The organism is Pseudomonas sp. WS 5411 (genome assembly GCF_012985595.1).
GTDB lineage: Bacteria > Pseudomonadota > Gammaproteobacteria > Pseudomonadales > Pseudomonadaceae > Aquipseudomonas > Aquipseudomonas shahriarae.
Window position 1 is genome coordinate 451,682 of sequence record NZ_JAARMC010000001.1, and the last position, 13,985, is coordinate 465,666.

Annotated in this window: 16 protein-coding genes; 6 read left to right on the forward strand and 10 right to left on the reverse strand. The window is 60.5% G+C overall.

Features of this window, described 5'->3' with window-relative positions:
- Positions 1 to 5: 5 nt before the first annotated feature.
- Positions 6 to 188 carry a CPXCG motif-containing cysteine-rich protein gene (locus HBR93_RS01995; protein ID WP_057438139.1) on the reverse strand — a complete coding sequence of 61 codons (183 nt, stop codon included), beginning with the start codon at positions 186 to 188 and terminating at the stop codon, positions 6 to 8.
- Between the two features lie 144 nt (positions 189 to 332).
- On the opposite strand from HBR93_RS01995, the gene HBR93_RS02000 reads away from it, so the two are divergent.
- Positions 333 to 1,496: a 1-acyl-sn-glycerol-3-phosphate acyltransferase gene (locus HBR93_RS02000; RefSeq protein ID WP_169959755.1), complete on the forward strand. Its 1,164-nt coding sequence runs from the start codon at positions 333 to 335 to the stop codon at positions 1,494 to 1,496.
- A 135-nt stretch (positions 1,497 to 1,631) separates the two neighbouring features.
- On the opposite strand, the gene HBR93_RS02005 is transcribed toward HBR93_RS02000, so the two are convergent.
- Complete coding sequence (locus HBR93_RS02005; protein ID WP_169959756.1) at positions 1,632 to 1,889, reverse strand: hypothetical protein; 258 nt, start codon at positions 1,887 to 1,889, stop codon at positions 1,632 to 1,634.
- A gap of 183 nt (positions 1,890 to 2,072) precedes the next feature.
- Here HBR93_RS02005 and HBR93_RS02010 point away from each other — a divergent pair, with 183 nt between their 5' ends.
- Entirely contained in the window at positions 2,073 to 2,282 is a 210-nt protein-coding gene (locus HBR93_RS02010) for a hypothetical protein (RefSeq protein WP_008434269.1), read from the forward strand.
- 57 nt (positions 2,283 to 2,339) lie between these two features.
- Here the strand turns inward: HBR93_RS02010 and HBR93_RS02015 are convergent, their stop codons facing one another.
- Positions 2,340 to 2,927 (reverse strand): YajG family lipoprotein, encoded by a 588-nt coding sequence (locus HBR93_RS02015; RefSeq protein ID WP_029291738.1) that lies wholly within the window; start codon positions 2,925 to 2,927, stop codon positions 2,340 to 2,342.
- 170 nt (positions 2,928 to 3,097) lie between these two features.
- Here HBR93_RS02015 and HBR93_RS02020 point away from each other — a divergent pair, with 170 nt between their 5' ends.
- Together HBR93_RS02020 and mqo are read left to right on the forward strand one after the other, a co-directional pair.
- On the forward strand, positions 3,098 to 3,334 hold the full coding sequence (locus HBR93_RS02020; protein WP_057438133.1) for a hypothetical protein: 237 nt from the start codon (positions 3,098 to 3,100) through the stop codon (positions 3,332 to 3,334).
- Between the two features lie 733 nt (positions 3,335 to 4,067).
- Positions 4,068 to 5,576, forward strand: coding sequence for a malate dehydrogenase (quinone) (mqo, locus tag HBR93_RS02025; protein ID WP_057958467.1), 1,509 nt, complete (start codon positions 4,068 to 4,070; stop codon positions 5,574 to 5,576).
- Positions 5,577 to 5,679: 103 nt separating this feature from the next.
- On the opposite strand, the gene HBR93_RS02030 is transcribed toward mqo, so the two are convergent.
- From HBR93_RS02030 to HBR93_RS02040, 3 genes are all read right to left on the reverse strand, one after another.
- On the reverse strand, positions 5,680 to 5,967 hold the full coding sequence (locus HBR93_RS02030; RefSeq protein ID WP_038443313.1) for a PA4642 family protein: 288 nt from the start codon (positions 5,965 to 5,967) through the stop codon (positions 5,680 to 5,682).
- A 204-nt stretch (positions 5,968 to 6,171) separates the two neighbouring features.
- Positions 6,172 to 6,639, reverse strand: a complete 468-nt coding sequence (locus HBR93_RS02035) for a WbuC family cupin fold metalloprotein (RefSeq protein ID WP_057438127.1) — start codon at positions 6,637 to 6,639, stop codon at positions 6,172 to 6,174.
- A gap of 3 nt (positions 6,640 to 6,642) precedes the next feature.
- Positions 6,643 to 7,200, reverse strand: a complete 558-nt coding sequence (locus HBR93_RS02040; RefSeq protein ID WP_057438125.1) for a hypoxanthine-guanine phosphoribosyltransferase — start codon at positions 7,198 to 7,200, stop codon at positions 6,643 to 6,645.
- Positions 7,201 to 7,363: 163 nt separating this feature from the next.
- Here HBR93_RS02040 and upp point away from each other — a divergent pair, with 163 nt between their 5' ends.
- On the forward strand, positions 7,364 to 8,002 hold the full coding sequence (upp, locus tag HBR93_RS02045) for a uracil phosphoribosyltransferase (RefSeq protein ID WP_029291751.1): 639 nt from the start codon (positions 7,364 to 7,366) through the stop codon (positions 8,000 to 8,002).
- Positions 8,003 to 8,004: 2 nt separating this feature from the next.
- Entirely contained in the window at positions 8,005 to 9,279 is a 1,275-nt protein-coding gene (locus tag HBR93_RS02050) for a uracil-xanthine permease family protein (RefSeq protein ID WP_057958466.1), read from the forward strand.
- A gap of 130 nt (positions 9,280 to 9,409) precedes the next feature.
- On the opposite strand, the gene hisC is transcribed toward HBR93_RS02050, so the two are convergent.
- The 4 genes from hisC to murA form a co-directional block, all read right to left on the reverse strand.
- Positions 9,410 to 10,462, reverse strand: coding sequence for a histidinol-phosphate transaminase (hisC, locus tag HBR93_RS02055; RefSeq protein WP_057438123.1), 1,053 nt, complete (start codon positions 10,460 to 10,462; stop codon positions 9,410 to 9,412).
- 3 nt (positions 10,463 to 10,465) lie between these two features.
- The gene (gene hisD / locus HBR93_RS02060; protein ID WP_003188601.1) at positions 10,466 to 11,782 is read right to left on the reverse strand and encodes a histidinol dehydrogenase; all 1,317 of its coding nucleotides are present in this window, start codon (positions 11,780 to 11,782) and stop codon (positions 10,466 to 10,468) included.
- Between the two features lie 127 nt (positions 11,783 to 11,909).
- On the reverse strand, positions 11,910 to 12,545 hold the full coding sequence (hisG, locus tag HBR93_RS02065; RefSeq protein WP_003188599.1) for an ATP phosphoribosyltransferase: 636 nt from the start codon (positions 12,543 to 12,545) through the stop codon (positions 11,910 to 11,912).
- A gap of 156 nt (positions 12,546 to 12,701) precedes the next feature.
- A complete protein-coding gene (murA, locus tag HBR93_RS02070; protein WP_057438121.1) occupies positions 12,702 to 13,967 on the reverse strand; it encodes a UDP-N-acetylglucosamine 1-carboxyvinyltransferase in 1,266 nt (421 codons plus the stop codon).
- Positions 13,968 to 13,985: the final 18 nt, after the last annotated feature.

Sequence of the window (13,985 nt, forward strand, 5' to 3'; positions counted from 1 at the left end):
CCCCCTTATTCATTCTCGCTGCGCACTTCGAGCATCCATTCCTCGCCGTGGACCTGCAGGTAGAAATTGATCGGCCGACAGCACACCTGGCAGTCCTCTATATAGTTCTGGTCACCGCCGGACAAATCCACAGATGTCTCGACCTCTTCACCACAATAAGGACAATCGTACAGCGCAGGTTCTAGCATCGCGGTCTCTCCCAGGTGACTTGTGCGTATAATCGCCGGTCTATTTGCAGGGCTTTTTCGTTTGATGCCATTTGTTCAGACCTGCCCTGTCACTTATCGATCCAAACCTTTACTTACCCTAGCCGTTTCTAACAAGAGAGCATGATGGGCGAATTCGATACCATCCGACCTTACAACGACAGCGAAGTCCCGGCAGTACTGGCCCGGCTGTTCAGTGACAAGGCCTTTCTGGACATCCTGACCCACTTTCGCTTCCCGCGCTTTGCCGGCGCCTTCGGCTGGCTGCTCAAGCCGCTGATCGCCCAGAAGCTGCGCCGTGAGTTCGCCGGTGTGACCACCGTCGCCACCTTGCAGGACAAAGTCGAGTTTTACGTCGACCACACCATCGACCGGGCGACCGACGGCGTCACCTACACCGGGGTCGAACAGCTCAAGTCCGGTACGGCCTATGTTTTCCTGGCCAACCACCGCGATATCGTGATGGACCCGGCCTTCGTCAACTATGCGGTGTACCACGCCGGCCTGCCAACACCACGCATTGCCATCGGTGACAACCTGCTGCAGAAGCCGTTCGTCAGCGATCTGATGCGCCTGAACAAGAGTTTTATCGTACATCGTTCCATTACCGGGCGACGCGAGAAGATGGCGGCGTACCAACTGCTGTCGGCCTACATCAACCATTCGATCCGCAACGACTGCCAGTCGATCTGGATTGCCCAGGCCGAAGGCCGCGCCAAGGATGGGGATGATCGCACTGAGTCGGCGATCCTCAAGATGTTCCATATGAGCCGCAAGGATGAGCCGTTTGCTGACGTCATCCTGTCGCTGAACCTGACGCCGGTGTCCATCAGCTACGAATACGACCCGTGCGACGCGGCCAAGGCGCGCGAACTGTATATCCGCGCCACCACCGGCACCTACGCCAAAGCGCCAGGTGAAGATGACGTGAGCATTGCCCTGGGCATCACGGGCTACAAGGGCCGGGTCCACGTCAACTTCGCGCCGCCGATTGTCGAGCGTTTTGAAGACACCAAACAGTTGGCCATCGAGATGGACCGACAGATTCTGGGGGGCTACCGGTTATTTCCCGTGCATTACCTGGCCTACGCACAATGGAGCGACGCCGACCCGCAATTGCAGGTGCCGACGGCTGCCGAGGTGTTCCCGGCGGACGAGTTGGCCAAGGCGAAAGCAGAGTGGGAGCGACGCTTGAATGCCTGCCCGGCGGAGCACCGACCGTATCTGGTGCTGCAATATGCGATGCCGGTGCGTAATCAGTATCGGGTTAAAGCAGGGATTGTCCTGTAACCCAATAGCGTGAACAACACGCAACACAATGTGGGAGCGGGCTTGCCCGCGATAGTGGTGGGTCAGTTGATAACTATTTGACTGACACACCGCTATCGCGAGCAAGCCCGCTCCCACAGTGGTTTTGGGGTATTTTTACAATTGAGTGCTGAGCCAGGAGATCACTAGCGCCAGCCCGACACAGGCAAACCCGAGGCGGTAGCCCAGGCGATGACTGCGCTCGGTACGCACATCCAGAAACAGCATCGGCTGGTCGATCGCCCGCTCTTCACTTTGCGCGGCAAGTTGGGCCATCGCCCGCTGCTCCCGCAGGCGGGTCACAAACAGCAGCCCGGCGCCGGGGCAGGCAATCAACAATGCAGCGGTATTTAGCAGTAATGCCGGCAGCGACATCAAAAACCTCGGTGTAACAGTGACCGGGTATCCATCCAGATACAAACCTGAACGAACTGCGCCCTCCTGCGCATCACAGCTCCCTCCCCCATTGACGACTAATGTATCGAGTAATTTACAGCGTCACCTGAACGTCACCTTAACAAGCCACTCTGTTGCCCTTCGCACACAAGGGAGCTTGTCATGTTGCACGCGCAGAACCAGGATCGGCTGTATCTGATCGCCCCCAGCGATGAGCAAGAGGCGCTGGTCGGCGGCCTGGCGTTCAATGTCCAGGACCGGCACTGGCTGGTGTATTGCGCCCTCGGCGGGCACCAACATGCCGACCTGCCGGAGCTGGACCTGCTGACAGGCGTGAGTGTGCTGGACTTTTATGTCGAAACGGCGGCATGAAGAGCGCAGACACAAAAAAGCCGGGCCCGTAACGGGGCCCGGCTTTTTTACAGCTGATTATTGCGAGCTAAGGATCTGGCCGATGCTTGGATCCTTGAACAGACGCGTCAGGGCGTCACTCAACACGTCGCTGACCAGCTTGGTGTTGGTTTCCTGGTTCGGCGCCATGCCGAAGCGCTGGTCCAGGGACGCACCGTAACGGCCGCTGTAGCGACGGTTGCCGGCGGACACATCAGAGCGGAAGGTCGCACCGATGGTGGCTTCGGTCACGTACAGGCCTTCCTTGGGCGACTGATACTTCAGCTCCGCCAGGGTCACGGTCAGTTGCGGCGCACCAGGCGAGTTGCTGGTCGGGGTGAAGCCCAGCAGGCGCACAGCCGCTTCGGCCTGGGCTTGCAGCTTGGGCAGCACGTCGGCGCCAGTCACCGTGATGGCGCTGGTTTCCGGGTACAGGCCACCGCGGGTGCCCAGGGTCGGCGACGGACGACCGTCAACCACCCGCACCGAGACCGGCTGGCCATGGCCTACAGGCGCCAGCTGGGTGGTGAGCTTGGGTTGCGGGCTGAGTTGCTGCGGGCTGTGGGCGCAGCCAACCAGGGTCAAGCTGGTCACAGTGATCAAACCGAACAACAGGCGTTGCAACATGCTTTTCTCTCCAGAAATCAGGTACCGACAGCCGAGCAGTATAGCGGTGCGCCGCTGCCGGGAACTAGCGTCAGTTACAACCTAAGACACAGGCCCGCCGGCGGCGGTTCAGTGTCACCGATATGTCATGCTGGGCTGGCATGCTTGGCCCCATTATCAGGAGGCCCACCATGTTCGACTTTCTCTGGCGCTTATTCGCACGCAAGCCCGCCTTTCGACACTTTGCCCTGCTCGACGCGCAAGGTCGTTGCCAGGCATTCAAGCACTGCAGCCAGCCACCGGTGGGTGAAGGCTGGGTCGAAGTCGAGGAGATCCGCTTGAGCTGGATGCACCAGCCACTGCCCGCCCGCGCCCGCATCAGCCCGCGCCGCGCACGGTCATCACACCGCCTGCCGTTGACCGCCTGACCGAAGCGCTAATAAAAGTCATAAAACACGTCCATTTCCCTGCAGTTCTTCGCTACAATCTCCCCCCGATTATAAGGACGTCTCCTGATCGGGCCTCGCAGCATCGCTAATGCTCCGGTATTAGCTCCCCCGCACCGCCCACAGAGAGCCGCCCACACAGATCGAGTGAAGCTGGCGAGCTGGCTGTTTTGTCTGCAAACCTGCGCCTTTACCGAATCTGCCAGAGCTGCCATTGCGCTCGGCCACTTGAGTTGTTTGCCCGTTATGCCGCTTGTCGGCAATGATTTCGGGCCAGGTGCCAGGCTGGGGCAGCCCTTTTTTGAGGTTCACGTCTTCAAAAGAGCGTGAAAAAAACGGGTTTTCACAACTTCACAAGAGTGTGGCGAGCAAATGAATAGTTTTGCGTTTGTACAAGCACCATCAACGTCTGGCACTGCCCAACCACACAGGACCGAGTACTCCTCAAAAACCGGAGCTTGAAGCCTGTCCGCTACGGATTTGGTTGCACGATCGGACGTACTTGACCATAAGTCGAATTGCCACAGGGGCCCTTAAATGCGTTCATATGCAGATAAGGCCTGGTCGGCAGCGTCCGCTGAAGTTGCAAAAAAATTGCGAAGAATCGGACATGGCGATCCTGGCCATGGGTAACCTGGGGCATTACGTGAACCGCCCCGTCACTCCTGGCAGCCATGCCGTCAATTTGGTGCTGCAGATTTTGGAGACGCGTTAAATGGCGCATAACGAAGCAGTCGACGTAGTACTGGTAGGTGCGGGCATCATGAGTGCCACCCTCGCCGTACTGCTCAAGGAGCTCGACCCCGGCCTCAAGCTGGAAGTCGTTGAGCTGATGGATTCGGGTGCCGCGGAGAGTTCCAACCCGTGGAACAATGCCGGTACCGGTCACGCCGGGCTGTGCGAGCTGAACTACACCCCGCAGGCGGGTGACGGCTCCATCGACATCAAGAAAGCCGTGCACATCAACACCCAGTTTGAAGTGTCGAAGCAGTTCTGGGCGTATCTGACCAAAAAAGGCACCTTTGGCTCGTCCAAGTCCTTTATCAGCCCCGTGCCGCACCTGAGCTTCGTGCAGGGCGAAAAAGGCGTGTCGTTCCTCAAGAAACGCTTTGAAACCCTCAGCCAGCACCACGCGTTCTCGGATATGCACTACACCGAAGACCGTGCAGAAATGGCCGAGTGGATGCCGCTGATGATGCCGGGCCGCCCGGCCGACGAGAAAATCGCCGCGACCCGCGTGATGAACGGTACCGACGTCAACTTCGGCGCCCTGACCAACCAATTGCTCGCGCACCTGAGCAGCTCGGCAGATGCCCACGTCAAGTACAGCAAGCGCGTTACCGGCCTCAAGCGCAATGGCGCCGGCTGGACCGTGAGCATCAAGGACGTCAACAGCGGCAACACGCGCAATGTCGACGCCAAGTTCGTGTTCCTCGGCGCCGGCGGCGCGGCCCTGCCGCTGCTGCAAGCCTCGGGTATTGAAGAAAGCAAAGGTTTCGGCGGCTTCCCGGTCAGCGGCCAATGGCTGCGTTGCGACAACCCGGAAGTGGTCAAGCTGCACCAGGCCAAGGTCTACAGCCAGGCCGCCGTGGGTTCGCCGCCGATGTCGGTGCCGCACCTGGACACCCGCGTGGTGGATGGCAAGAAATCCCTGCTGTTCGGGCCATACGCTGGCTTCACCACCAAGTTCCTCAAGTTCGGCTCGTTCCTTGACCTGCCCATGTCGATTCGCCTCGGCAATATCGGCCCGATGCTGGCCGTGGCCCGGGACAACATGGACCTGACCAAGTACCTGGTCAGCGAAGTGATGCAGTCCATGGAGCAGCGCCTGGAGTCCCTGCGCCGCTTCTATCCCGAAGCCAAAGCCGAGGACTGGCGCCTGGAAGTGGCTGGTCAACGGGTGCAGATCATCAAGAAGGATCCGAAGAAAGGCGGCGTGCTGCAATTCGGTACCGAGTTGGTCGCGGCCAAAGACGGTTCGCTGGCGGCGCTGCTAGGTGCGTCCCCAGGGGCTTCGGTGACTGTTTCGATCATGCTGGAACTGATCGAACGCTGCTTCCCGGCCCAGGCGGCCGGTGAATGGGCGGCCAAGTTGCAGGAAATCTTCCCGGCCCGGGAAAAAGTCCTGGAAACCGATGCCGAGCTGTATCGCAAGATCAGCGTGCAGAACAACATCAGCCTGGAGTTGGTTGAGCAAGGAAGCGAGGCCGAAAGCTACGCTTGAGGTCGTGACGCGTAGCGTCACCGGATGCATTCCCACGCAGAGCGTGGGAACGATCGCCCCGCTCTCGTGCTGAGAACGGGGCGTTTTTTTATGTCCTGGCTATTCAGCCGCGAGCGATTTTGATCAGCTCGATGTACTCGTCAGCGTTGCGCTGGTCCTTGATCAGATCGACGAAGGTCTGGCCATGCTCGTCCTTACCGTCGAGGTCCAGCCCGGCTTCCTTGAAAAAGCCCAGGAACCGCTCGAAATCGTCGATGCGCAGGCCGCGATAGGCTTTGATCAGCTTGTGCAGGGACGGTGAAGTGGCGTCGACCGGTTCAAAATCCAGGAACAGCTTGATCTGATCGTCGCCGATCTCGTCACCAATCACTTGTTTCTTATCTTTACGCATTGCCGACTCCAGCCTGCAGACATGTACACGGGGGTAGAAGTCTACCTGCGGGACACAAGGTTCGGAAGCCACGAAGCTCTAATGTGGGAGCGGGCTTGCCCGCGATGGCGGTGGGTCAGTCGAATATATCTAACCTGCCACTCCGCCATCGCGGGCAAGCCCGCTCCCACACAAACCCCACCCACCTTTTTTCCGCTGCCAGGTTCAATCGAACTGGGCCAGCATCCAGCGATGATACTCAGCCATGCCGGCTTCGCCTTCCCGGGGTGCCCAGGTCGCCAGTTCGCCCTCGCCCACCGGGCGATAAGGGCCTGCCTTGCACTCGAACATCACCGTGTCTGGCTCAAGCACCACCAGACCGTGGAAAACCCCTGGCGACAGATCAACGCCCTGGCAATCGCCACCGGCCTGCAAGATGCGCCGCTCCAGAACCGCGCCAGACTCGCTGAAAATCAAAATACCCAGGCGCCCCTTGAGTACCAGCAGGGTCTCGGCCTTGTCAGCGGTGAGATGACGATGGGGCTGCACATAGGTGTGTGGCTGCAAACCGACAGCCATGCGATGGCACGGCTCTTCCATCTGGTGGAAGTTGACGTTCTGCCGGCCACGGGGGTTGGCGGCGGCTTTCTCGGCCAATTCGGCAAACAGCGACTGATCAAGAAAACGCGCCACGACTTACATCCCCTTCACAGCAAAGATGCCATTGGCATTGCGCCAGTAGCCTTTGTAATCCATGCCGTAACCGAAGATGTAGCGGTCGATGCACGGCAGGCCGACGTAATTGGCCTTCAGGTCCGGGCGGGCCTTGCGGTCGTGGTCTTTGTCGATCAGCACGGCGGTGTGCACGTTGCGCGCGCCGGCGTGTTTGCAGAAGTCGACAATCGCGCCCAGGGTGTGACCTTCGTCGAGGATGTCGTCGATGATCAAGACGTCGCGGTCGATGAACGACACTTCCGGCTTGGCTTTCCAGAACAGGTCGCCGCCACTGGTTTCATTACGATAGCGCGTGGCGTGCAGGTAGGACGCTTCCAGCGGGAATTGCAGATGCGTCAGCAATTTGCCGGCGAAAATAAGACCGCCGTTCATCACACAGAACACCACCGGGTTGGTTTCAGCCATTTCACGGGTGATGTGCGCGCCGACCTTGGCGATAGCCTCTTCGACTTGTGCTTCGGTGTACAGGCAGTCAGCCTCGCGCATGATTTGACGGATATGCTCGAGATCAGCGGACATGGCGCTCTCCAGGGGTACTGTGGCAAGAAAAGCGGGCGAAGGTACGCCTCTGGGACGCAACGTTCAAGCCTTTATGGACTAACGTACTGGTTGTCTATAGGACAACACCCTCGGATAGATTAATCTAGGCCGGTTTTTTTGCCCGCCGCCGGAGCCTTTCCCCATGCCCATCCGTGAGATCCGCCACCCGCTGATCCGACACAAGCTCGGCCTTATGCGCCGCGCCGACATTAGCACGAAGAACTTCCGTGAGCTTGCTCAGGAAGTCGGAGCGTTGCTCACCTACGAAGCCACCAAAGATTTACCCCTGGAAAACTACGAGATCCCCGGTTGGTGCGGTCCCGTCCAGGTCGAGAAAATCGCTGGCAAGAAAATTACCGTGGTGCCGATCCTGCGCGCCGGTATCGGCATGCTTGAAGGCGTGCTGAGCCTGATCCCGGGCGCCAAGGTCAGCGCTGTGGGCGTAGCCCGCAACGAAGAAACCCTGCAGGCCCACACCTACCTGGAAAAACTCGTCCCCGAGATTGACGAGCGCCTGGCGATGATCATCGACCCGATGCTGGCCACCGGTAGCTCCATGGTCGCTACCATCGACCTGCTGAAGAAAGCCGGTTGCAAGGATATCCGCGCCATGGTGCTGGTAGCGGCACCCGAAGGTATCGCCGCCGTAGAAAAAGCTCACCCGGATGTAGTGATTTACACCGCGTCCATTGATGAGCGCCTGAACGAGCACGGCTACATCATTCCGGGCCTGGGCGATGCTGGCGACAAGATCTTCGGCACCAAGCAGAAGGACGCGTGAACATGCAGGATGAATTCAACGACCCGCTTTGGCGCCAGATCCTGTCTGGCGCACAAATGCTCTTCGTAGCATTTGGCGCGCTGGTGTTGATGCCGCTGATCACAGGTCTTGATCCAAACGTTGCACTGTTTACCGCAGGCCTTGGCACGTTGTTGTTCCAGATTGTCACCGGGCGCCAAGTGCCGGTGTTCCTGGCATCGAGCTTTGCGTTTATCACCCCGATCATTCTCGCCAAGGGCCAGTTCGGCCTCGCGGCGACCATGGGCGGGGTGATGGCGGCGGGTTTCGTCTACACCTTCCTCGGCCTCGCCGTGAAGATCAAGGGCACCGGTTTTATCGACCGGCTGCTGCCGCCCGTGGTGATCGGGCCGGTGATCATCTCCATCGGCCTGGCCATGGCGCCGATTGCCGCGAACATGGCAATGGGCAAGTCGGGTGACGGTGCCGAGTTGATCCCTTACCAGACGGCAATGCTGATCTCGATGCCCGCGCTGCTGACCACGCTGATCGTGGCCGTGTTCGGCAAGGGCATTTTCCGCCTGGTGCCGATCATTGCCGGGGTGCTGGTGGGTTTTGGCATGTCGTTCTACTTCGGCGTGGTCGACACCGCGAAGATCGCCGCCGCACCGTGGTTTGCCCTGCCCCACTTCACCGCGCCGGAATTCAACTGGCAGGCGATTCTGTTCATCGTCCCGGTGGCCCTGGCGCCGGCCATTGAACACATCGGCGGCGTGATTGCCGTGGGTAGCGTGACCGGTCGTGACTACCTGAAAAAGCCCGGCCTGCATCGCACGCTGTTGGGCGACGGTATCGCCACCACCACGGCTGGCCTGTTCGGCGGCCCGCCCAACACCACTTACGCCGAAGTGACCGGCGCGGTGATGCTGACCAAGAACTACAACCCGAAAATCATGACCTGGGCGGCGGTATTTGCCATCACCCTGGCCTTTGTCGGTAAGTTCGGCGCGCTGCTGCAGAGCATTCCGGTGCCGGTGATGGGCGGGATTCTATGCCTGTTGTTCGGCTCGATTGCCGCGGTGGGGATGAACACCCTGATCCGTCACAAGATCGACCTGGGTGAGGCGCGCAATCTGGTGATTGTGTCGGTGACCCTGGTGTTCGGGATTGGCGGTGTGCTGATCGGCACCGGTACCGGTCCCGATGATTTCGGCCTGAAGGGCATCGCCCTGTGCGCCGTGGTAGCGATTGGTTTGAACCTGCTGCTGCCGGGCAATGATGGCTGGAAGCACAAGAAGCCGGACGAGCCGTTGCTCTAAAGGCTACGGAGTGTCGGTGTAGCTGATGGCCTCATCGCGGGCAAGCCCGGCTCCCACATTGGAATGCATTTCCATGCGGGAGCCGGGCTTGCTCGCGATGAGGCCCGTCCAGCCCATATAGATTCAAGCCTTAAAGATCACCCAAACCATCAATCAACGCCTGGTTCTGCTCAGGCGTCCCGATGCTGATCCGCAGGAACTGGGCAATCCGCTCCTGCTTGAAGTGCCGCACGATCACCCCTTGCTCCCGCAACTTGGCCGCCAGGCCGGCCGCGTCGTGCCGTGGGTGGCGGGCAAAGATGAAGTTGGCCGCTGACGGCAACACCTCAAAGCCCTTCTCTCGCAACTGCGCCACAAGCGTCTCGCGGCTATCGATCACCAGTTGGCAGGTCTTCTCGAAGTATTCACGGTCTTCGAAGGCCGCCGCCGCGCCGACAATCGCCAGGCGATCCAGTGGATAGGAGTTGAAGCTGTTCTTGACCCGCTCCAGCGCCTCGATCAGGTCCGGGTGGCCCACCGCCAGGCCTACCCGCAAACCGGCCAGTGAGCGCGACTTGGAGAGGGTCTGGGTCACCAGCAGGTTGGGGTAGCGGTCCACCAGGCTGATGGCGGTTTCGCCGCCGAAGTCGATATAGGCTTCATCGACCACCACCACCGAATCCGGGCTGGCCTTGAGGAGCTGCTCCACCGCGTCCAGCGCCATCACGCAGCCGGTCGGCGCGTTCGGGTTGGGGAAGATGATCCCGCCATTAGGCTTGGCGTAGTCCGCCACGCGGATCTGGAACTGCTCATCCAGCGGCACCGGGGCCGAGGTGATGCCATACAGCCCGCAGTACACCGGGTAGAAGCTGTAGCTGATATCCGGGAACAGCAGTGGCAGGTCGTGCTGGAACAGACCGTGGAAGATATGCGCCAGGACTTCGTCGGAACCGTTACCGAGGAATACCTTGCTCCCATCCACCCCGTAGTACTTGGCCACGGCCTGCTTGAGCAGGTCGCTGTTGGGGTCGGGGTACAAACGCAGGTTGTCGTTCAACTCGGCCTGCATCGCTGCCAGCGCCTTGGGCGACGGGCCGTAGGGGTTTTCATTGGTGTTGAGCTTGACCAGCTTGGTCAGCTTCGGCTGCTCGCCGGGCACGTAAGGCACGAGGTCCTTGACGAAAGGGCTCCAGAATTTGCTCATGTCTTACTCTCCCTTGACGATGCGGTATTCGGCGCTGCGGGCGTGCGCGCTCAACGATTCACCACGGGCCAGCACCGAGGCGGTCTTGCCCAGCTCGGAAGCACCTTGTGGCGAGCAAAAGATGATCGACGAGCGCTTCTGGAAGTCATACACCCCCAGCGGCGACGAGAATCGCGCTGTACCGGAGGTCGGCAACACGTGGTTGGGGCCCGCGCAGTAGTCGCCCAGGGCTTCGCTGGTGTGGCGGCCCATGAAGATCGCACCGGCGTGACGAATCGACGGCAGCCAGGCCTGTGGGTCGGCCACCGACAGCTCCAAATGCTCGGGGGCGATGCGGTTGGCCACTTCGATGGCCTGCTCCATGTCACGCACCAGGATCAACGCACCCCGGCCATTGATCGACTTCTCGATAATCTCGGCACGCTCCATGGTCGGCAGCAGCTTATTGATGCTCGCCGCCACCTTGTCGAGGAACTCGGCGTCGGGGCTGACCAGGATCGCCTGGGCGTCTTCGTCGTGCTCGGCCTGGGAGAACAGGTCCATGGCAATCCAGTCCGGATCGGTCTGGCCGTCGCACACCACGAGGATTTCCGAGGGGCCAGCGATCATGTCGATACCGACCTGGCCAAACACATGGCGCTTGGCAGTGGCAACGTAGATGTTGCCGGGGCCGACCACCTTGTCGACTTTCGGCACGCTTTCGGTGCCATAGGCCAACGCGGCGACGGCCTGGGCCCCCCCGATGGTGAACACTCGGTCAACGCCGGCGATGCAGGCAGCGGCCAGCACCAGTTCGTTGATTTCACCGCGCGGGGTCGGGACCACCATGACCACCTCGGTCACACCCGCCACTTTGGCGGGAATGGCATTCATCAGCACCGACGACGGGTATGAAGCCTTGCCGCCCGGCACGTACAGGCCGGCGCGGTCCAGCGGTGTGACTTTCTGGCCCAGCACCGTGCCATCGGCTTCGGTGTAGCTCCAGGAGTCCTGTTTCTGTTTTTCGTGGTAGCTGCGCACCCGCGCCGCTGCGACTTCCAGGGCTTCGCGCTGCGGCGCGGTGATGCGCGTCAGGGCCAGTTCCAGGCGTTCGCGGGGCAGGATCAGGTCGGCCATGGACTTGACGTCCAGGCCGTCGAACTGGCGGGTAAAGTCCACCAGCGCCGCATCGCCGCGCTCGCGCACGGCCTTGATGATGTCGAGCACCCGCTGGTTGACCGAGTCGTCGGACACACTTTCCCAGCTCAGCAGATGATCCAGATGATGGGCGAAATCCGGGTCGGCAGCGTTGAGTCGGGCAATTGCAGTGGACGTGGTCATAGCGAGGGCCTCAATAGAATTGGCAAAAACTCAGGCGCCCTAAACTAGCAGTCGTTTCCGCTTGGGCACCTGAGAATTCTGGCTATGAGGCGGATAGACGGGCGCGACCTAGGGCCGCGCAGGTGAGTCAACCGCGGTGTCGAGACTCCACTGCCTTGCGCAGGGTGTCGATCAACGCCTGGATCCGGGCGTGTTGCATTTTCATCGAAGCTTTGTTGACGATCAGGCGAGAGCTGATGTCAGCGATAAAGTCCTGGGGTTCCAGGCCATTGGCGCGCAGGGTGTTGCCGGTGTCGACCACGTCGATGATCTTGTCGGCCAGGCCGATCAGCGGCGCCAGCTCCATCGAGCCATAGAGCTTGATGATATCGACCTGACGGCCTTGCTCGGCGTAATAACGCTTGGCGACGTTGACGAACTTGGTGGCCACCCGCAGGCGGCCTTTTGGCTCGACGTCACCGACACGGCCGGCGGTCATCAGCTTGCACAGGGCGATACGCAGGTCCAGCGGCTCGTACAGGCCCTGGCCGCCGTATTCCATCAGCACGTCTTTACCGGCGACACCGAGGTCGGCGGCGCCATGTTCAACGTAGGTCGGCACGTCGGTAGCACGCACGATCAACAGGCGAACGTCGTCCTGGGTCGTGGGGATGATCAGCTTGCGGCTCTTGTCCGGATTCTCGGTCGGCACGATGCCCGCTTCAGCCAGAAGCGGCAAAGTATCGTCAAGGATGCGGCCCTTGGACAGTGCGATGGTCAACATGGGAAACGTCAATCCTTCATCAGGCTATTGCTGTCCGGTCGCAAATGGCGCCAGACACAGATCGAGGCCATTACAGCCTCGATTTGAAACAAATTCAGCCGAGGCGTGCCTGTGCACACCTCGGGCGGGCGCTTCCCTGCGCCCGAGCAGTGGGGGTTAGCCCGGTACGCGGCGGATTTTCGCGCCAAGCATCTGCAGTTTTTCTTCGATGCACTCGTAGCCACGATCTATGTGGTAGATGCGATCGATCAGGGTGTCACCGTCAGCGCACAACGCCGAAATCACCAGGCTGGCCGAAGCCCGCAGGTCGGTGGCCATCACTGGCGCGCCCTTGAGCTGCTCGATACCGGTGACGATGGCAGTGTTGCCTTCGACCTGGATCTTGGCGCCCATGCGGTGCAGTTCGTACACGTGCATGAAGCGGTTTTCGAAGATGGTCTCGATGACCGCACCAGTGCCTTCGGCAATCGCGTTCAGGGAAATGAACTGCGCCTGCATGTCGGTCGGGAACGCCGGGTACGGAGCGGTACGCACGTTGACGGCTTTTGGCCGCTTGCCGTGCATGTCCAGCTCGATCCAGTCTTCGCCGGTGGTGATTTCGGCACCGGCTTCGCGCAGCTTTTCCAGGACCGCTTCAAGGATGGTCGGATCGGTGTCCTTGACCTTGACGCGACCACCGGTCACGGCAGCCGCAACCAGGTAGGTACCGGTCTCGATACGGTCCGGCATCACTTTGTAGGTGGCCGAGTGCAGGCGTTTCACACCGTCGATGGTGATGGTGTCGGTGCCGGCGCCAGTGATGTTGGCACCCATGGCGATCAGGAAGTTGGCCAGGTCGACCACTTCCGGCTCGCGCGCGGCGTTTTGCAGGACGCTGCGGCCATTGGCCAGGGCAGCGGCCATCATGATGTTCTCGGTACCGGTCACGCTGACGGTATCAAAGAAGAAGTTTGCACCACGCAGGCCGCCTTCCGGCGCCTTGGCCTTGATGTAGCCACCTTCGACGTCGATGGTCGCACCCATGGCTTCAAGACCACGGATGTGCAGGTCCACCGGACGCGAACCAATGGCGCAACCGCCAGGCAGTGCCACTTCGGCTTCGCCGAAACGGGCAACCATCGGACCCAGTACCAGGATCGAGGCACGCATGGTTTTCACCAGTTCGTACGGTGCGATCAGGGTCTTGATGGTGCGCGGGTCGATTTCGACCGACAGCTTCTCGTCGATCACCGGCTCAATGCCCATGCGACCGAACAGCTCGATCATGGTGGTGATGTCGTGCAGGTGCGGCAGGTTGGCTACGGTAACCGGGCCATCGCACAGCAAGGTGGCGGCCAGGATCGGCAAGGCCGAGTTTTTAGCCCCGGAGATACGGATTTCGCCATCAAGACGGGCACCGCCGGTAATAATCAATTTATCCATAAGAATCTCGACGCCTTG